Source organism: Caballeronia sp. SEWSISQ10-4 2, assembly GCF_030464885.1.
GTDB lineage: Bacteria > Pseudomonadota > Gammaproteobacteria > Burkholderiales > Burkholderiaceae > Caballeronia.
The window spans coordinates 107,398-126,015 of sequence record NZ_JALPRJ010000010.1 but is presented as its reverse complement, the minus strand read 5'-3'; the positions used below and the strand labels follow the sequence as shown (position 1 = coordinate 126,015).

17 protein-coding genes are annotated in these 18,618 nt (G+C 59.5%); 12 read left to right on the top strand and 5 right to left on the bottom strand.

The features are described from left to right. Window positions 1–26 precede the first annotated feature (26 nt). Entirely contained in the window at window positions 27–443 is a 417-nt protein-coding gene (locus tag M0D69_RS09335; RefSeq protein ID WP_301781739.1) for a CopD family protein, read from the top strand. Between the two features lie 123 nt (window positions 444–566). On the opposite strand, the gene M0D69_RS09330 is transcribed toward M0D69_RS09335, so the two are convergent. Further along, entirely contained in the window at window positions 567–1,343 is a 777-nt protein-coding gene (locus tag M0D69_RS09330; protein WP_301781738.1) for a copper homeostasis protein CutC, read from the bottom strand. Between the two features lie 213 nt (window positions 1,344–1,556). Here M0D69_RS09330 and M0D69_RS09325 point away from each other — a divergent pair, with 213 nt between their 5' ends. Beyond that, window positions 1,557–2,186, top strand: coding sequence for a YadA-like family protein (locus tag M0D69_RS09325; RefSeq protein WP_301781737.1), 630 nt, complete (start codon window positions 1,557–1,559; stop codon window positions 2,184–2,186). A 172-nt stretch (window positions 2,187–2,358) separates the two neighbouring features. On the opposite strand, the gene M0D69_RS09320 is transcribed toward M0D69_RS09325, so the two are convergent. Continuing rightward, the gene (locus M0D69_RS09320; RefSeq protein ID WP_301781736.1) at window positions 2,359–3,204 is read right to left on the bottom strand and encodes a MurR/RpiR family transcriptional regulator; all 846 of its coding nucleotides are present in this window, start codon (window positions 3,202–3,204) and stop codon (window positions 2,359–2,361) included. Window positions 3,205–3,501: 297 nt separating this feature from the next. Between M0D69_RS09320 and edd the strand changes: the two genes are divergently transcribed. The 7 genes from edd to M0D69_RS09285 all read left to right on the top strand — a co-directional run bounded on the left by edd (window position 3,502) and on the right by M0D69_RS09285 (window position 10,107). Then, a complete protein-coding gene (gene edd / locus M0D69_RS09315) occupies window positions 3,502–5,343 on the top strand; it encodes a phosphogluconate dehydratase (RefSeq protein WP_301781735.1) in 1,842 nt (613 codons plus the stop codon). Between the two features lie 40 nt (window positions 5,344–5,383). Beyond that, window positions 5,384–6,019 carry a bifunctional 4-hydroxy-2-oxoglutarate aldolase/2-dehydro-3-deoxy-phosphogluconate aldolase gene (gene eda, locus M0D69_RS09310; RefSeq protein ID WP_301781734.1) on the top strand — a complete coding sequence of 212 codons (636 nt, stop codon included), beginning with the start codon at window positions 5,384–5,386 and terminating at the stop codon, window positions 6,017–6,019. 256 nt (window positions 6,020–6,275) lie between these two features. After that, window positions 6,276–7,637, top strand: coding sequence for a GntP family permease (locus M0D69_RS09305; protein ID WP_301781733.1), 1,362 nt, complete (start codon window positions 6,276–6,278; stop codon window positions 7,635–7,637). Window positions 7,638–7,647: 10 nt separating this feature from the next. Next, a complete protein-coding gene (locus M0D69_RS09300; protein ID WP_301781732.1) occupies window positions 7,648–8,142 on the top strand; it encodes a gluconokinase in 495 nt (164 codons plus the stop codon). 74 nt (window positions 8,143–8,216) lie between these two features. Further along, window positions 8,217–8,864, top strand: coding sequence for an Ig-like domain-containing protein (locus M0D69_RS09295; protein WP_367619697.1), 648 nt, complete (start codon window positions 8,217–8,219; stop codon window positions 8,862–8,864). Window positions 8,865–9,205: 341 nt separating this feature from the next. Further along, window positions 9,206–9,928 (top strand): Ig-like domain-containing protein, encoded by a 723-nt coding sequence (locus tag M0D69_RS09290; protein ID WP_301781731.1) that lies wholly within the window; start codon window positions 9,206–9,208, stop codon window positions 9,926–9,928. After that, entirely contained in the window at window positions 9,925–10,107 is a 183-nt protein-coding gene (locus tag M0D69_RS09285; protein WP_301781730.1) for a hypothetical protein, read from the top strand. Before M0D69_RS09290 ends, M0D69_RS09285 begins: the two co-directional genes overlap by 4 nt. Window positions 10,108–10,203: 96 nt before the next feature. Here M0D69_RS09285 and purB read toward each other — a convergent pair whose 3' ends face one another. The 3 genes from purB to M0D69_RS09270 form a co-directional block, all read right to left on the bottom strand. Beyond that, a complete protein-coding gene (purB, locus tag M0D69_RS09280; RefSeq protein WP_301781729.1) occupies window positions 10,204–11,592 on the bottom strand; it encodes an adenylosuccinate lyase in 1,389 nt (462 codons plus the stop codon). Between the two features lie 152 nt (window positions 11,593–11,744). Beyond that, window positions 11,745–12,437, bottom strand: a complete 693-nt coding sequence (gene murU / locus M0D69_RS09275) for an N-acetylmuramate alpha-1-phosphate uridylyltransferase MurU (RefSeq protein ID WP_301781728.1) — start codon at window positions 12,435–12,437, stop codon at window positions 11,745–11,747. A gap of 17 nt (window positions 12,438–12,454) precedes the next feature. Continuing rightward, window positions 12,455–13,480, bottom strand: coding sequence for an aminoglycoside phosphotransferase family protein (locus M0D69_RS09270; protein ID WP_301781727.1), 1,026 nt, complete (start codon window positions 13,478–13,480; stop codon window positions 12,455–12,457). A gap of 258 nt (window positions 13,481–13,738) precedes the next feature. Here M0D69_RS09270 and M0D69_RS09265 point away from each other — a divergent pair, with 258 nt between their 5' ends. The 3 genes from M0D69_RS09265 to pdxA all read left to right on the top strand — a co-directional run bounded on the left by M0D69_RS09265 (window position 13,739) and on the right by pdxA (window position 18,574). Next, entirely contained in the window at window positions 13,739–16,117 is a 2,379-nt protein-coding gene (locus M0D69_RS09265) for an LPS-assembly protein LptD (protein ID WP_301781726.1), read from the top strand. Window positions 16,118–16,189: 72 nt separating this feature from the next. Then, a complete protein-coding gene (locus M0D69_RS09260; RefSeq protein WP_301781725.1) occupies window positions 16,190–17,569 on the top strand; it encodes a peptidylprolyl isomerase in 1,380 nt (459 codons plus the stop codon). A gap of 12 nt (window positions 17,570–17,581) precedes the next feature. Next, window positions 17,582–18,574, top strand: coding sequence for a 4-hydroxythreonine-4-phosphate dehydrogenase PdxA (gene pdxA, locus M0D69_RS09255; protein WP_301781724.1), 993 nt, complete (start codon window positions 17,582–17,584; stop codon window positions 18,572–18,574). Window positions 18,575–18,618 lie beyond the last annotated feature (44 nt).

Below are 18,618 nucleotides of genomic sequence, written 5' to 3'. Positions count from 1 at the left end.
CGCCAATAAGCGAGACCGCCATTCCAATGCTCTGGATTAAATCGCTGCATATCGTATTGGTCGCGTCGTGGTTCGCGGGCCTGTTCTACCTGCCGCGCATCTTCGTCAATCTCGCGATGGAAACCGAGCCCGCAGCGACTGCTCGTTTGCTGATCATGGCGCGCAAGCTGTTCCGCTTCATGACGTTCATTGCCGTGCCCGCACTCGCGTGTGGCTTGTGGTTGCTGCTGGTGGTGGGCATCGGGCAGGGGCAGGGCTGGATGCACGCGAAGCTCGGCATTGTGGTGCTGATCATCCTGTACCACGCGTATTGCGGCGTTCTGTTGCGTCGCTTCCAGCGCGGCGAGAACACTCGCTCTGACAAGTGGTACCGAATGTTTAACGAACTGCCGGTGCTTGGGCTGCTTGGCGCGACGCTCTTGGTGGTGGTCAAGCCGTTTTAAGCATCAAGCCTGTTGCAGTAAGAGAAACGCCGGCCAAACGCGCCGGCGTTTTGTTTTTGGACGGCTCTCTCTTGCCAATTTGCCGTCATGCGTGGTCCGTGCTGCGAGCGTGAGCCTCGCGGGTTAGTGACCGTAAACGTGCCCATCCCAGCTCTCACTCGCTCGATCGATGATCTGTTTCACCAGATCGGCCGAGGTCTCGACAATCGCGTATTCGTCCTGCCCTGGTCCGCCCATCTTTACGCGTTCATTTCTGTAGCGCATGCGGCTGGCAAAGGGCGCGCGGCCCGACGTGTGATATTCGACGCAGCCGGTTTCAGCGATTAATTGCGCGATATTGTTGAGCCGCACGCCTGCTCCGGGCATGACCACGAGCCGCTCCCTCGCGGCTTCGTGCAGTTTGCGGATCAGTGCGGCGCCTTCAATCGCACTGGCTTCCTGGCCTGAAGTGAGAAGGCGATTGCAGCCCGTGGCGATGATGTCTTCCAGCGCCCTGAACGGATCGCGTGCGACATCGAATGCGCGGTGGAAGGTGACCGGCATAGGCGCGGCTAGTTCAACCAGACGCTGGGTACGGGGCACCTCGATATCTCCTTCGGCGGTGAGCAGTCCGATCACCACTCCGTCCACGCCGAGCGCTTTGCAGGCGAGGATGTCGCGTTCCATCACGTCGAATTCGATATCCGAATACAGGAAGTCGCCGCCGCGTGGGCGGATGATCACGTTCAACGGTATCCGTAACTTGTCCCGCGCGCCTGCGATGGCGCCGTGAGAGGGCGTGGTTCCGCCCTCAAGCAGGTTGTCGCAGAACTCGACACGGCCCGCACCGCCCTCTTGCGCCGCCAGGCAAGAGGTAACGGAACCGGCACAAATTTCCAGTAGAACTGGCGACTTGGACATGCAAGGGCTCTCCTGATCAAGACGTAGCTCTGCAGATTAAAGCACGCGTGGCCCGAGCGTTCATCGCGTCTCCCTGTGCCTTCAGCGTTCAAAGCGGCCGAGCGGTTTGCAGGACGCGCACGCTGCGTTACTTGATCACATTCATCTACCGACCAGGGCGGAGTCAAGGCGGTCAAGACCAAGGCCGTTACCCATACAACTAAGGGCCTGGCTGTGACGAACATCGCCTCGACAGGTACGGCGACCATTGGTATCAACGGTACGCCGGGCAAGGATGGCATCAACGGTATCGACGGTGCACCGTCAGCAGCTTCGGCAGCGGGCAACGACGCAATCGCCATAGGTGACAACGCTTCGGCTTCCGGCGATCACGCAGTTGTGATTGGTGGCGGCGCGAGTGGTACGGTTGACGGCACGATCGCTATCGGTAACGGCGCTACGGCACCAGCACCCAACGCAGTTGCGTTGGGTGCTGGTTCGGTTGCGGATCGTGACAACAGCGTTTCCATGGGTTCGGACGGCAAGGAGCGTCAAGTGACGAACGTGGCTGTCGGCACCAAGGGTATGGATGCAGTCAACCTGGACCAGATGAACTCGGCGATGGGTGGTACTGCTCGTAAGGCGTACAGCGGTATTGCGGCAGCCACTGCGCTGACGATGATCGCGGACGTCGATGCGAACAAGACGCTGTCGATCGGTATCGGTGGCGGTACGTTCCAGGGCTATGCAGCAACGGCCATTGGCGGTACGGCTCATATCACGCAGAACATCAAGGTGCGCGTGGGCGCGGGTTGGTCGGCAGCCGGTACGACGGTTGGTGCTGGTGCTTCGTACCAGCGGTAAGTTAGTTCCGTGAGGCGCCTCGACCTGCCAAGGGTCGAGGTTCCAAACGGGCTAGCCTTCGCAGATTGATGTAAATGTTTTAGTTTTAAGTTTCATCGAAAAGCGGGCTCTTCTTTGGAGGAGTCCGCTTTTTTTATTGGCGGTCGTGTTACCGCTACATCCGTGTGTGGATCTAGTTCTTCACCCGACGCCTGTCCAGCACGTCCTTCGCCTCCGCTAGCCTTTCCGCAAACTCCGGCCCGCGCGCGAGCGCCACGCCTACGGCCAGAATGTCGCCTATCGCCAGATGCGATACACGCGATGTCATCGGCGAAAAAATGTCCGTGTCTTCGTCAACGTTCGCGAACAAACCCACGCTCGCCATGCGCGCCAGCGGTGAATTACCGTGCGTGATCGCGATGACCTTCGCCCCGCCGTCCAGCGCCGATTTGACCGCGTCCAGGATGTCGCGCGTGCGTCCCGTATTCGATATCGCCACCACCACATCGCCCGCGCCCAGCAACGCCGCCGACGTGGTGTACGTGTGCGGATCCGAGTACGCCACGCTCGGCACGCCCAGCTTGAAGAACTTGTGCTGCACATCGAGCGCTGCGATGCCAGAACCGCCGGCACCGTAGAACTCGATACGCCGTGCATCGGCTAATAAGGTAATGGCCGCAGCCACGCTATCCGACGACAAGCTGTTGCGCACCTGCAGCAGCGCGCCAATGGTCCGGTCCAATACTTTCGCCGCTACACCGGCCGCGGGTTCATCGGCGCGGACGTCACGGTATACAGCCGGCGCCGGCACATCAGACGCAATGCTTTGCGCCAGCCGGATCTTGAACTCGCGAAATCCAGAAAAACCCAGCGCCCGGCAAAACCGCGCGATGGTCGGCTGACTCACGCCGGCACGCGCCGCGAAGTCGGTCATCGCGAGATCCAGCACCTCGCGAGGCGCTTCGATGACGTAATCGGCCAGCTTGCGCTCGGAGGGGCGCAACTGCTCGCGCATCGCTTCAACTTGAGACAGCAACATCGGGAATCTCGCCTATGCTGGAAATGCGTGGACTATAGCCGATCGGCAAAAATGTACAAAAACTACAAGAATAAGTGCCATTCTGAACGTGTCGATAAAAATTTCTTTTACTTATCCTAAACCATCACGTAAGGCATATAGCGAAACTAAGGGTTTTCCAGATGGAAATCGTGTAGTTTTTCTACTAGAATCCCATTCGCGACGCGGGAATGTCTCAAAAACAAAACTTCCCGTCCCCGCGACCGTTCAACCCCGGCGTCAACCGCCCGCTCGCCGCCCCGAGGCGAAGGAGTTTCGATGGTTTCCCCGCATTCGCATCTGAAAAAAGTCACCCAGCGCGTGATTGAGCGCAGCAAGCCAACGCGTGCGGCCTATCTGGCGCGCATCGACGGCGCTCAGGGTCATTTTCCTGCTCGCGGCGCGCTCTCATGCGCGAACCTCGCGCACGGTTTTGCCGGGCTGGAAGGTCAGGAAAAGATCGCGATCAAGGCGATCCGCGAGCCGAACATCGGCATTGTTTCGTCTTACAACGAGATGCTCTCGGCCCACGCGCCTTTCAAGAATTACCCCGACATCATCAAGCACGCCGCGCGCGAAGCGGGCGGCGTTGCGCAATTCGCGGGCGGCGTGCCGGCCATGTGCGACGGTGTCACGCAAGGCAACGCAGGCATGGAGTTGTCGCTGTTCTCGCGCGAAGTGATTGCCATGAGCACGGCCGTCGCGCTGACGCACAACATGTTCGACGCTGCGCTGTGCCTCGGCATCTGCGACAAGATCGTGCCGGGCTTGCTGATCGGTGCGTTGCAATTCGGTCATCTGCCGACCATTTTCGTACCGGCCGGCCCGATGACGAGCGGCCTGACCAACGACGATAAAGCCAAGGTGCGCCAGCAATTCGCCACAGGCGCGTGCGACCGCGACGCGCTGCTCGAAGCCGAAGCCGCCGCATACCACGGCCATGGCACGTGCACGTTCTACGGCACAGCAAACAGTAACCAGATGCTGATGGAAGTGATGGGCCTGCATCTGCCGGGTTCGGCGTTCATCCACCCGCACACGCCTTTGAGAGATGCGCTCACCGCAGAAGCCGCAAAGCGCGTGCTCGAGTTGACGGTGGAACGTGGCCATTACACGCCGGTAGGCCATGTCGTTGATGAGAAGGCGATCGTGAACGGCATCGTTGCATTGCTGGCAACGGGCGGGTCCACCAATCACACGCTACATCTGGTGGCGATTGCGCGGGCGGCAGGCATCGTTATCGACTGGAATGACTTCGATGAACTCTCGCAAGCCGTGCCGCTGACCGCGCGGATCTATCCGAACGGCAAGGCCGACGTGAACCATTTCCATGCGGCGGGCGGCATTGCGTATCTGGTGCGCGATTTGCTGGAAGCGGGATTGCTGCACGAAGACGTGAAAACCGTAGCAGGCGAGGGCCTCAAACACTACACGCGCGAACCGAAGTTAATCGATGGAAAGCTGCAATGGGTCGACGGTACCCAAACCAGCCACGACACGAAAGTCCTGCGCAGCCACAAGGAACCGTTCGCACCCGATGGCGGCCTGCGCCTGATGCAAGGCAAACTCGGCCGCGGCGTGATCAAGATTTCGGCGGTGGCGGAAGAACATCGGCATGTGAAAGCGCCCGCGATTGTTTTTGAGTCGCAAGAGGAAGTGCAGGAAGCCTTCGATAACGGCGAGCTCAAGCGCGATTTCGTCGCGATCGTGCGGTTCCAGGGCGCGCGGGCGAACGGCATGCCGGAGTTGCACCGGTTGACGCCGCTTCTCGGGGTGTTGCAGGATCAGGGCTTCCACGTCGCGCTGGTGACGGATGGGCGCATGTCGGGCGCGTCGGGCAAGGTGCCCGCAGTGATCCACATTTCTCCGGAAGCATTGCTGCATGGGCCGATAGGCAAGGTGCGCACGGGCGACATGATTGTCATCGATGCAAACAAGGGCGTGCTCGACGTCGAGATGAACGAGAAGGAATGGGCCGCGCGCGAAGTGGCACAGCCGAAGCATCAGGCGGGCAACGAAGTCGGTTTCGGGCGTGAGCTGTTCGGCGTGTTCCGCAGTGCGGCAATGCCGGCGGAACTGGGCGCATCGGTATTTGGTCCGATGGTCGGCGAAGCCAGATAAGCGTCACAAAAGCTCACGACAACACAAATAGGAGCAGCAAATGAAAACGGTAAGTGAAATCGTGCGTCTGGGTCCGGTGATTCCGGTCCTCGCATTCGATTCGGTCGAACAAGGTGAGAACGTCTCGCGTGCGCTGCACGCGGGCGGCGTCAAGGTGCTCGAGATCACGCTGCGCACGGCGGCGGGGCTTGCGGCTATCGAGCGGGCGAGTCATCTGGCCGACGATATCGTCGTGGGCGTGGGGACGATCACCAAACCCGAACATTGCGCGCAGGCGAAGAAGGCGGGCGCGCAATTCGGCGTATCGCCGGGTTTGACGAAGGAGATTCACCAGGCGTCGCTGGACGCGGGTTTGCCATTGCTGCCTGGCGTGATGACACCGACCGACATCATCCAGGCGATGGAATTCGGCTATGAGATCGTGAAGCTGTTCCCGGCGCAACAAGCCGGCGGTGTATCAATGCTGCAAGCGCTCAACGGTCCATTTCCGGGCCTGAAGTTCTGCCCGACGGGCGGCATCACTGCGGAAACCGCGCCGAATTTCCTGGCGCTGCCGAACGTGGTGTGCGTCGGCGGCTCGTGGCTGACGCCAAAAGCGGCGCTCGCCGCGCAAAACTGGGCAGAAGTGACGCGTCTCGCGCGGGCGGCCAGCGAACTGGCGCCGCACAAGCAATAAGCCGCACCGTAGCAAAACAGCAATACAGCAATACGCAAAAGCCTCTGCGATGCGCCGACCAGTGCATCGCAGAGGCTTTTTCACATTCGGGAATACTCGCTGCACAGGTTTCGGGTGCTGCAAGTAAAATTCCGTGTCAATCACTCGCCGGCTGCGTGTGCGCTTGGCCGGACGCCTGAATCAACTGACTACTTGTCAAGCGACGGCAAACGTAACCGCAAGTCTAAAAACGTCAATAACTGAAGGGAGGCGCTTCATGGAACCAGTCCACGGCAGCATGCTGCTGGTGTACGCGGTTATCGCCATTGCTTTGCTGATCTTGCTGATCACGCGCTATAAGGTTTACCCGTTTCTCGTTCTGATCATCGTTTCATTGTTGTTGGGGCTGGCTGTCGGCATGCCGATGGACAAGATCGTCAAGGCGTTCGAAACCGGCAACGGCAACACGCTCGGTCACATAGCGGTGGTGGTTGGGCTTGGCACCATGCTTGGCAAGATGATGGCCGAATCGGGCGGTGCGGAACGCATTGCGAACACGTTGATAAGTTGGTTCGGCGAGAAACACATTCACTGGGCCATGATGTTCGTTGCGATCATCGTTGGCTTGCCGGTGTTTTTTGAAGTCGGCTTCGTGTTGCTGATTCCGATTGCGTTTAACGTCGCGAAACGCACGAAGAAGTCGCTGCTGCTGATCGGCTTGCCGATGGTCGCCGGACTCTCGGTCGTGCACGGGCTGATTCCGCCGCACCCGGCCGCGCTGCTGGCCGTACAGGCGTATCACGCGGACATTGGCCGGACGATCATGTACGGATTGATCGTGGGCGTTCCTACGGCCGTCGTTGCCGGTCCGCTGTTCGCGTTGCTGATCCACAAATACATCAAGCTGCCGGAGAACAACCCGCTGGCTGCGCAATTCGTCGAATCACATAAGGAAGGTGTAACGCGCGAGCTGCCGGGCTTTGGCATCACGCTGTTCAGCATCTTGCTGCCGGTAATTTTGATGCTGATCGGCAGTTGGGCCGATTTGTTCACCACGCCGAAATCCCTTCTCAACAACTTGCTCCACTTCGTCGGCAACTCGGACGTGGCGTTGCTGATCGCCGTGTTGTTCAGCTTCTGGAGTTTCGGGGCATCGCGTGGATTCAATCGTGAACAGATCCAGAAGTTTTGCGGTGAATGCCTCGCGCCTATTGCGGGGATCACGCTGATCGTGGGCGCGGGCGGCGGCTTCGGCAACGTGCTGCGCGAGAGCGGGATTTCGCAGGAACTGGTCACCACGGCATCGGCCGCGCATTTATCGCCGTTGCTGCTCGGCTGGTTCGTGGCTGCGCTGATTCGCCTCGCAACCGGTTCCGCGACCGTCGCGATGACCACCGCATGCGGGATCGTTGCGCCGATTGCAGCGGCGGCCGGCAGCAGCGTGAGTCCTGAGCTTCTGGTGCTGGCCACAGGTTCCGGTTCGCTGATTTTCTCGCACGTGAACGACGGCGGTTTCTGGTTGGTTAAGGAGTATTTCGGGATGACCGTGGGCCAGACGTTCAAGACCTGGTCGTTGTGCGAAACGATTATTTCGCTGATGGGTTTGGGTTTGACCTTCGCGCTTGCGACGGTCGTGTAAGGAGATTTCGATGATATTGATTGCGATGGGTGTATCGGGTTGCGGCAAGACCACGATTGGTGAAATGCTGGCCGAGCGGCTGCGTTGCGATTTCGCCGATGCCGACAGTTTCCACAGTCAGGCGAACAAGGACAAGATGCACAACGGCATTCCGTTGACCGACGATGACCGGTGGCCGTGGCTGAAGGCGATCCGTGCATCGATTGAAGAAAAGCAGGCGGACGGCACTACGCACGTGTACGCATGCTCGGCGTTGAAGCGTGTGTATCGCGACATTCTGCGCGATGGCGACAAGGACGTGACCTTCGTCTATTTAAAGGGAACGCCGGAGTTGCTGAGAGAGCGGATCAAAACCCGCACAGGCCATTTCTTCGATCCCGCGTTACTGCAAAGCCAGTTGGATACGCTGGAACCACCGGGACCGGATGAAGCGATTGAAGTGGATATTGCGTTATCGCCGGAGGAGATTGTGGATAAGGTGCTGAGCGAAGTGATGGAGCGCTAGTCGGGCATCGAGCGTCATTTAAACGGAAGAAGGCCGGTTAACCACCGGCCTTTTGCGTTTCATCAAACGTCACAATAGCCGAGCTGGTTTCTCGGAATAATCGTATATGTAAGTCCTACGGCTCGGTAATTGGCACAAGCCGGCCGACAGTCACCGGCTCCGCCGACGCAGGCGATGTCGTCATGGTTTATGACGGTGCACGACTCATTGGAACTGTTGTCGCCAACGCGGACGGCCCGTGGTCGTATTCAACAACCGTCGACATCAAAGCTGGCAAGCACCAGTTCACGGTCATAGCAATGGATAGCAACGACCACGACAACTGGAGCGCATCGTCCGAACAATTCGTGACGGTGGTTTCCGTGACGGGACCGCAGAGTCAGACGCCGGTAGCGCCAACGATTACTGACGTGTCCATCACCGCCACGCCTGTATTGACGGGAAAATCGGCGGCCGGCAATTACGTCCAGTTGTTTGACGGCGCTGATTTAATCACGACCATTATTGCAAATGGACAAGGTGTCTGGTCGTACACGGCAACGAATCTCCACGCAGGCAGCCATGATTTCACTGCTGTTGCCGTCGATATCAAAGGTAACCACAGCGCGTCTTCGGCGTCCTGTCCGGCGACTATTCCGCATGCCACGCTGCTGTCGGCCGTGGCATCGCCTGTTCGACGACGCAGCTTCGTTGCACGCGCAGGACACAAGTCACACCGGTGATTCAGTACATTTAGGCGCACACACCGAATTTCTGGTTCAGCAAGGGTGCAGATCGTCATCGTGCATTGACGGTGAGGAACTGCGTGTTACTGAAGAGCGGCGCGCTGGTTGAATCAACGCAGTAAGAGAAAGCCGTTCCAGGAAGTTCTGGAACGGCTTTTTTGTATTCATTTCGCCCAACAGATTGTTTCCGCTTCCGGATCCCGGTGGTTCGGTTTTCAGCCATTAAAAGGCATTACTTTTCTGTCGCGTTCGGTCATATTAAAAGACCCGCATCTCAGGCGGTTCAATGCGGTTCATGAAACGCCCGCCGATTTACCAATCTGTAACAGGACAATAAAATGGCCTCTGAATTCGACGCTCGCCTGCAGGCAGTTATTAAAAGCGTGGGCGGTACGCTAAACGGCGGCACCATCAACAATGCCAAGCCGCTTGTTTCGGGCAAGACCGATCCATTCGCAACCGTCGACGTGCACGACGGCACTGTGCTGCTCGGTGTGGTCTCGGCGAATGGGCAGGGCGACCGGTCATTGCAATTATCGAAACCGCTGTTTGACGGCATTCACGATTTGTCCGCGGCTCAGGTGACGGACTGCGGCATGAGCAGCGCAAGCAGTTATTTCTCCATCACCGTGGATGCTGCGGAAACCGTGCAATCGGACCACGATGACTTCGAAACGCTGAATCTTTTTGCGCAACGGGAGATCAACAGCGTCGGCGCGGCAGCTCCCTTTTTTCCGCCGAATCATTTCATGAATCATTCTTCGTTGTCCGAGGCCTCCGGTATAGCTGCGGACATGGGCCTTGATCCGAACGGGTACGCAAGAAAGGCGTCAGTGGCGACGGACGGTTCCAAGGCCTTCGACATCGTTGCGTTTCTCTGCGACCATCAGGTTCTCGATCTGGGTTCGCTGATTGATGGTACTCAACCAAGGCAAGGGGCGCACATCGGAGCTTTCCATCTTGGCGGCCATCACAACGCGCTGAAGCTAACGGTTGCCGACCTGATGGTTTTGGCGAACAAGACCTCTTTATCCATGACGGTAAGCAGCAGCTTATTGTGAACGGTAAGGAAGGCGATTCAGTGGACCTGACAACGTCTCATGTACCGGGTCTGTTTGAAGGTACTTGGGAACATCACGGCACGGCTGAAGTGAGCGGAGTCGTATATAACGTGGTCGAGCACTCGACCGCGCACGCGGAGCTTCTAGTCGAGCAAGCGGTGCGGTTTGAAATGCAATGACTTGAAGACGATAACTCGAAGGCAAATATGTTCACGCAAAGAAAAAGGCCGTTCATTGCACATTGCACTGAACGGCCTTGATTGGCTGACTCAGGATTACTTGATCCGCTTCGCCAGTTCCACCGCTTTTCCTACATAGGATCCTGGCGTCATTGCGAGCAGCAGGTTCTTCGCGTCATCGGGAATAGCCAGCCCTTTGATAAACGTCTGCAAACCTTCTTGCGTGATGCCTTTCCCGCGCGTCAGTTCCTTCAGTTGTTCGTAGGGATTTTCCACGCCGTAGCGGCGCATGACGGTTTGAATCGGCTCGGCCAGAACTTCCCAGCAGTTATCCAGATCTTCATTCAAGCGCGCAGCGTTGACTTCGAGTTTATCGAGTCCGCGAATCAGCGAATCGTATGACAGCAGCGAATAACCGAACGCCACGCCGATATTGCGCAGCACGGTTGAATCCGTCAGGTCGCGCTGCCAACGCGAGATGGGAAGTTTATCGGCGAGATGGCGCAGCGTCGCATTCGCCAATCCGAGATTCCCTTCCGAGTTCTCGAAATCGATGGGATTGACCTTATGCGGCATGGTCGATGACCCGATTTCGCCCGCCTTCGTCCGCTGCTTGAAATAACCGACGGAGATATAACCCCAGATATCGCGATCGAGATCGAGAAGAATCGTGTTGGCGCGTGAAATGGCGTCGAACATCTCGGCCATGTAGTCGTGCGGTTCAATCTGGATGGTGTACGGATTGAACGTCAGTTTCAGGCGATCTTCCACCACGCCTTCAGCGAATTCTTCCCAATCGAAATCCGGATACGCTGACAAATGCGCATTGAAGTTGCCGACGGCGCCATTCATCTTGCCGAGAACCGGCACTTCGGCAACTCGCTCGATCGCGTTCTGCAAGCGCGCAGCCACGTTCGCCATTTCTTTGCCGAGCGTCGTCGGGCTGGCGGGTTGGCCGTGCGTGCGCGAGAGCATGGGCTGTTCGGCGTGTGCATGGGCCAGTTTGACGAGGCGTTCGTGAACGGAGCGCAGCGCGGGCAGGATCACGTGTTCGCGAGCGCCGGCGATCATCATGCCGTGCGACGTGTTGTTGATATCTTCCGACGTGCACGCGAAGTGGATGAACTCACTGGCGCGCTCGAGTTCCGGCTGCCCTTTCACCGATTCCTTGAGCCAGTATTCGACGGCTTTCACGTCGTGATTCGTGACCTTTTCGATGTCCTTGATCCGCGCCGCGTCGTGAGCGGTGAAGCGCTCGGCGAGCTGGAGCAGGAAGTTTTCGGAAGACTCGGAGAAGCGCGGGATTTCATCGAATCCCGCTTGCGACAGCGCGATCAGCCAGTGAATTTCCACCTTCACGCGATGCTTCATGAACGCGTATTCGGACAGCCATTCGCGCAATGCCTCGGTCTTGCCGGCGTAGCGGCCGTCGAGCGGGGAAAGCGCGGTGAGCGCGAAGAGGGTATCGGGACGGGTATCGGACATGGTGGGGGCAACCGCGCAGTGAGACGAAAGGAGAAGCGGATTTTACCATTTGGCGAGCGGGCGGCTGGCGGGAGGGCGGATCGGGTAAGTCGAGCGTGATCTTGCGAGAGTGATTATTCCGGATACGGATTTCGCATCGGATTAATGCGTGCTCATTTGCCCCGCAGCACTCGATTCAATTCTTCCAACTGGGCAGCCGTACCAACGTTCTCCCATCGCCCTTCAAACAACTCACCTGTCGCACGCCCGGCCGCGATGGTCTCGCGGTAATACGGAGTCAGCGCGCGCCGCGTGGCGGTGGCGAGATCGCGGAACATGCGCGTGTCGTACAGGCCGATATTGCCGAAGGTAAACCGCGGCGAACCGTCGAGGGAAAGCATGCCTTGCTGATCGAGCGCGAAATCGCCGATGGAATGAAACGGTGGATTCGGCACCATGACCAGATGCATCGCGGGTTCGTCTTGCAGCGCCATCTTCGCGGCGCGCTCGTGCAATCGTGCGTAGTCGAATTCGCAGAACACGTCGCCGCTGACTGCCGCGAAAACGGTGGCTTCGCCGTGCTCTTCCAGCAACGGCAATGCTTGGGCAATACCACCAGCCGTTTCCAACGCATGAGTCTCGGCCGAATAGCGCAATTGAACGCCCCAGCGGGAGCCATCGCCGAGCTTCAATTGAAACATCCGTCCAAGCCACGCGTGATTAATGACGATTGTCTTGAACCCCGCGGCAGCCAGCCGTTCAATTTGCCAGACGATTAGGGCTTTCCCGCCAACCTTAAGCAAAGGCTTCGGGCATGAATCCGTCAGCGGACGCATGCGCTCGCCGCGCCCGGCGGCGAAGATCATCGCTATGTTCAAGGCGCTCAAAACGTATAACCCACGTCCACCGCGCGTCCTTCCAGCGTATCGAGCAGGCGCGCAAAAGGCCGCAACGGCCGATATCGCTCCGATACCTTGCGCGCATAGCCAATAAATCGCGGCAGGTCCGCCAAATACTGCGGCTTCCCATCGCGGTGATAAATCCGCGCAAACAGCCCGAGCACCTTGATGTGACGTTGCAACCCCATCCATTCGATCTGGCGGTAAAACTCGCCGAAGTCGGCATCCACGGGCAATCCGGCCTGCCGGGCGCCTTCCCAGTAGTAGACGAAGCAGTCCAGTTCGAACGCTTCTTCCCAGCTAATGAACGCATCCCGCAGCAGCGAAGCGATGTCATAGCTCAGCGGCCCATACACTGCGTCCTGAAAGTCGAGCACGCCGGGATTCGGCTCGCTGACCATCAGGTTGCGCGGCATGAAATCGCGCAACATGAAGACTTGGGGCTGAGCCAACGCGCTTTGAACCAGCACCGAAAACGTGTCATCCAGCACCTTGCGCTCGGCAACGTCCAGCGTATGACCCACATGCCGCGCCACGAACCACTCGGGCATCAGTTCCATTTCACGGCGCAGGAACGCTTCATCGAACAAAGGCAGCACGCCTTCGCGCGACGTGACCTGGAACTTGATCAACGTATCAATAGCCGAGCGCATCAGCGGCCGGGCGTTCTTTTCATCGAGGACGGAAAGATACGTGGTCGTGCCGAGATCCGTCACCAGCATGAAGCCGGCATCGAAATCCGTTTCCAGGATCTGCGGCACATGCACACCGGCATCGCGCAGCAACCCGGCCACCTGCACAAATTCGCGGCACTTCTCGGGCGGCGGGGCGTCGACGGCAATCAGCGTCTTGCCAAGATCGCTGTCGGCGGCCAGCCGGAAATAACGCCGGAAACTGGCATCGGCGGAAGCGGCGCTGAGCGTGGAAAGGTCCAGCCGATACCGCTCGGCCTTGGATTGCAGCCAGTCATGAAGCTGGGTAAGGCGAAAATCCGGGGGATTGGGCGTCATAAACTCGAGGGGTGAAACGTCTTGCCATATAATACCCCACGACTTTTTTAAGCATTCCGTTTGCGCCCGGCGCGAAGCCTTTGGCAGGCCACAACGGCATCGTTGGCTTCCAAAGGGCACGACAGCCGCCCGTATCATCCATCGATTGATTCATTTCGTTCGCAGCGAACCGACAACTCGGGTGGCGCGAGTTCCGGTGGCTGTGCCCGGGCGCTCTCGTCGAGCGCCGAGCGTGACGCGATTGAACAGCACTCAAACATGCCGCCACGACAGTTTTCCAAACCAGTTACATTGCGCGAAGCGCGGCCACGCAGGCGGCGGCTGTTCGCGGCGTTGATAGCAGTGCCGGGCCTCATGCCGGCGCTCGCGCACGCGCAGCTAGCGGGCGCGGCAGCCGACTCGCAACCTCTCGGCGACGCTTGGAGCCTGCGGCTCGCGCCGCAGCTCGAAGAACGGCCGCTGCGGCAGGGCGACCAGCCGGCCACGTTCGTGCTCGGCGACCACACCACGGGCACGGCGGACCAGGACATGGCCGCGAAGGGTTCGGCGGAATTGCGCCGCAACGTATCGGTGGTCAAGTCGGATGCGCTGCATTACGACCAGGACACCGACATGGCCGATGCTTACGGTCATGTCAGGATCTTCAGCAACGGTAATTCGTTTATCGGCCCGGAAGCGCACTTGAAGGTGGAGGCGAACGAGGGTTACATGACGAACCCGAAGTACCGCTTTAACCTCTCGAACGGCTCGGGCAGTGCCGAGCGCGCGGACCTGATCGACAACGAACAGACCCGCGTGGACCACGGCACGTACACGGCCTGCTCGTGCGAGACGGACCCGGCCTGGTACATCAAGGGCACGTCGTTCGACTTCGATACCGCCGCGAACGAAGGCGTCGCGCACAACGGTGTGCTGTTTTTCCAGGGTTTCCCGGTGTTCGCGAGCCCCTGGCTGTCGTTCCCGCTGACCGGCGAACGGCGCAGCGGCATGTTGCCGCCCACGGTGTCGCTGAATTCAACCACCGGTTTTGAAGCGTCGCTGCCGTATTACTTCAATATCGCGCCGAATCGCGATTTGCTGGTCACGCCGCGCCTGATGACGCGGCGCGGCATTCAGCTGCAATCCACGTTCCGGTATTTGTCGCCTACTTATTCGGGCACGATCACCGGCGAATTCCTGCCGCAGGACATGCAGACGCATACGAACCGCTATGCGATCTACATCCAGCACCAGCAGAACTTTGGCGGCGGTTTCGGCGGGTACATCAACTACAACAAGGTCTCGGACAATCAGTATCCGGAGGACCTGGGCAACGCCACGAGCCAGATCCTGAACGGCACGCAAGTGTTGTATCAGCAGGAAGTGGGGCTCACGTACAACAACGGGCCGTGGTCGATTCTCGCGCACGAACAGCGCTGGCAGGTATTGCCCCCCGCGACCGCGCCGTATGCGCGCGAGCCGCAGTTGAACGTGCTGTACAACAAGTACAACGTCGGCGGTTTCGACTACGGCGCCGAAGCGGACTACACGCGCTTCACGACCACCATTGCGGACTCCACGGAAGGCCAGCGCGCTGTTTTTAATCCTTACCTGAGCTACAGCGTCACCGGGCCGGGTTATTTCGTTACGCCGAAGGTCCAGTATCACTTCGCGTCGTACGACCTGAATCACATTGGCAGCGCGGCCAATGGCACGCCCGCTGGCCAGCCGAAGAGCCTGACGGAATCCATTCCAACGGTCAGCTTCGACACCGGTCTCGTGTTCGACCGTTCGGTGCGCATCTTCGGGCAGGATTACATCCAGACGCTGGAACCGCGCCTGTATTACGTGTACACGCCGTATCGGAACCAGCAATTCGCGCCTATCTTCGACACCGGCCAGTCCGACTTCAGCCTCGCCGAAATCTATACGCCGAACACGTACGCGGGTAATGACCGTATCGCCGACGCCAACCGCCTGACGGTCGGCCTGACTTCGCGTTTCATCAACCCGGCAACGGGCGACGAGCGCGCGCGTTTTGTGATTGCGCAGCAGTATTATTTCCAGCCGCAGCGCGTCACCATCTCGAGCACGCAGTCACTTGACCAGGCGAAACACTCGGACCTGATCCTGGGCGCGTCCTTCAAGCTGGGCGCTGGTTTTTCACAGGAAACGGCGTTCCAATATAATGCCGATAACAACCAGCTGGTGCGCTCGAGCGTCGGTTTCGGATTCAGCCCGGAAGCGCGCAAGGTCATCAATATCGGCTACCGGTACACGCGGGCGAACGAAACCACGCTGTCCACCTCGCCGATCAACCAGATTTTGATTTCGGCGCAATGGCCGCTGACGCGACACATTTATAGCGTCGGCCGGGTGAACTACGATCTGGCAGGCCATCGTCTCGTCGACGGGCTGCTGGGCTTCCAGTACGATGCCGACTGCTGGACGCTCGGCGTCGGTTTGCAGCGTTACGCAAACGGTGTTACTAGCACCGGCAGTAACACTGCCGGCACGCGCGTTCTCGCTCAATTGACGTTCAAGGGCTTGTCGAACGTCGATAATGGACTGACCGCAGCGTTCCGCGCCGGCGTCAACGGTTATACGCCGCCGCCGCCGCCGCCCGCTCCGCTCGCGCGTTACACCAATTACGAATGAGCGTGCGGAGTGTGTGCACGCAGCAGAGCAAGGCAATAGGGCCGGTCACCGGCCGCAATCGATGGAGTATCTGTGTCAAACATGAACAAGTTGAAGTGCGCAATGTTCGCGGCAGGTGTTTTCGCCGCAGCTTTACTGGCCGGCCCGGTGGCGCACGCTCAGGCGCTGTCGTCCACGTCCACGGCGGGCGGCGGGCAGATTGCGGACTCGGTCGTCGCGGTGGTGAACAACGACGTCATCACGGCACGTGAACTCGCTGACCGCACGGGTCTTATCGTGCGCCGCCTGCAACAGCAGAACGCGCCGGTGCCCGCAGCGGATCAGGTGCAGCGCCAGGTGCTCGACCAGATGGTGATCGAGCGCATCCAGTTGCAGAAGGCGAAGGAAGACAACATCACCATTGATGACGCCACCGTGCAACGCACGCTCGAGCGTCTCGCGCAGCAAAACCAGATGACGCTCGACGTGTACCGCGCGCGGATCGAGGCGCAAGGCGTTCCATGGGCGACCTTTCAACGCGATGCCCGCACCGAGCTGACGCTGTCGAAACTGCGTGAGAAAGAGGTGGACAGCAAGATCACGGTGTCGGACGCGGAAGTGGCGAACTACGTGGCAAGCCAGCGCGGACCGAACGCCAACCAGTCCAACGACCTGCATCTCCAGCACATCATGTTCAAGGTGCCGGACAACGCGTCGCAGGCGGACATTGCCGCGATTCAGGCGAAGGCCGACGCTGTGCTGAAAGACGCGCAGAGCGGGTCGGATTTCACCAAGCTGGCGAAGAGCAATTCGCAGGACACCGACGCATCCAAGGGCGGCGATCTCGGTTTCCGTACGCAGGCTTCGCTGCCGGCTTCTATCGTGACGGCGGTTTCGTCGCTGCGTCCGAACTCGGTGAATCCGCAACTGATTCGCACCGATGGCGGGTTTGAAATCATCAAGCTGGTGGAACGCCGCACAGGACAAGGCCAGGCCGCCAATGCCCCCAAGCTCGTGCAAACCCACGTCCGGCACATCCTGATACGCGTCGCCGAGGGCACGTCCGAGCCGGTCGCGCGTCAGAAACTGCTGGAAATCAAGGCTGACGTTGCGAAGGGCGGCGACTTCGCCAACTTCGCGCGGACCTATTCGCAAGACGGTTCGGCGTCGCAGGGCGGCGATCTCGGCTGGATCAGCCCGGGCGAAACCGTGCCGGAATTCGAGCGCGCCATGAACAACCTGAAAGACGGCGAAGTCAGTGATCCGGTGCGCAGCGAGTACGGTTATCACTTGATCGAGGTGCTGGCACGCCGCGAAGCGGAAGGTTCGGTGCAGCAGCAACTGGACACGGCGCGTCAGGCGATCGGCCAGCGCAAGGCGGAACAAGCGTATTCCGACTGGCTGCGTGAGCTCCGCGACACTGCCTACGTGCAGTACAAGGGCGTTGCCGCTCAGCAGGCTCTTAACCAGTAAGGGCTTGGCGAGATGAACGCAGCGAGCCGTCCACTGTCCTCAGTGTCCATTGCCATCACCACCGGGGAACCGGCGGGTGTGGGGCCTGAATTGACGGTGGCGGCGCTGGCTGATGCGGCAGAGCGGTGGCCGTCGGTGCGGTTTTTAGTGCTTGGCGACCGTGAATTGATGGCTGAACGGGCAGGGTCGTCGTCGTGGCTTTCCACGGGCGCGGCGATCGAGATCGAACATCATGCGCTGAGTGTTCCAGCCACCGCGGGCAAGCTGAATGCCGCTAACGGGCGCTATGTTCTCGGTCTGCTCGATACAGCCATAGATGGCGCGGTGAGCGGACGTTTCGACGCCATCGTTACCGCGCCACTGCAGAAAAGCACCATCAACGACGCCGGCGTTCCCTTCACCGGCCATACCGAGTATCTCGCTGAACGCACGCATACGCCGCGTGTCGTCATGATGCTCGCGGGCATGGGCGACCGGCCGCTGCGCGTTGCGCTTGCTACCACCCACCTGCCGCTGAAGGACGTGTCGGCGGCGTTGACGGTGGAGAGCATTGTCGAGACGCTGAGCATTATCGATCGCGATCTGAAGGCGCTGTTTGGTCTGCCGAAACCACGCATTCTCGTGACCGGACTCAACCCGCACGCGGGCGAAAACGGTTACCTGGGCCGCGAGGAAATCGATGTCATCACGCCCGCGCTTCTGCGAGCCCGCGCGTTGGGCATCGACGCTCCCGGTCCGTATCCGGCGGATACGCTGTTCCAGCCGCGTTATCTCAAAGACGCCGATTGCGTGTTGGCAATGTTCCACGACCAGGGTTTGCCGGTCCTGAAATTTGCTACGTTCGGCGAAGGCATCAACATCACGCTTGGGTCTCCGATCATCCGCACGTCGGTCGATCACGGCACCGCGCTCGATCTGGCCGGCACTGGCCGCGCCGATCCGGGCAGCCTGATTGTTGCTATCGACACAGCCGTCGCCATGGCGCGCCATCGTCGCGCGGCCTGATTCCTTTTGCCTCATTCCTTTTCATTGCGGTTTTAATCGGTCCC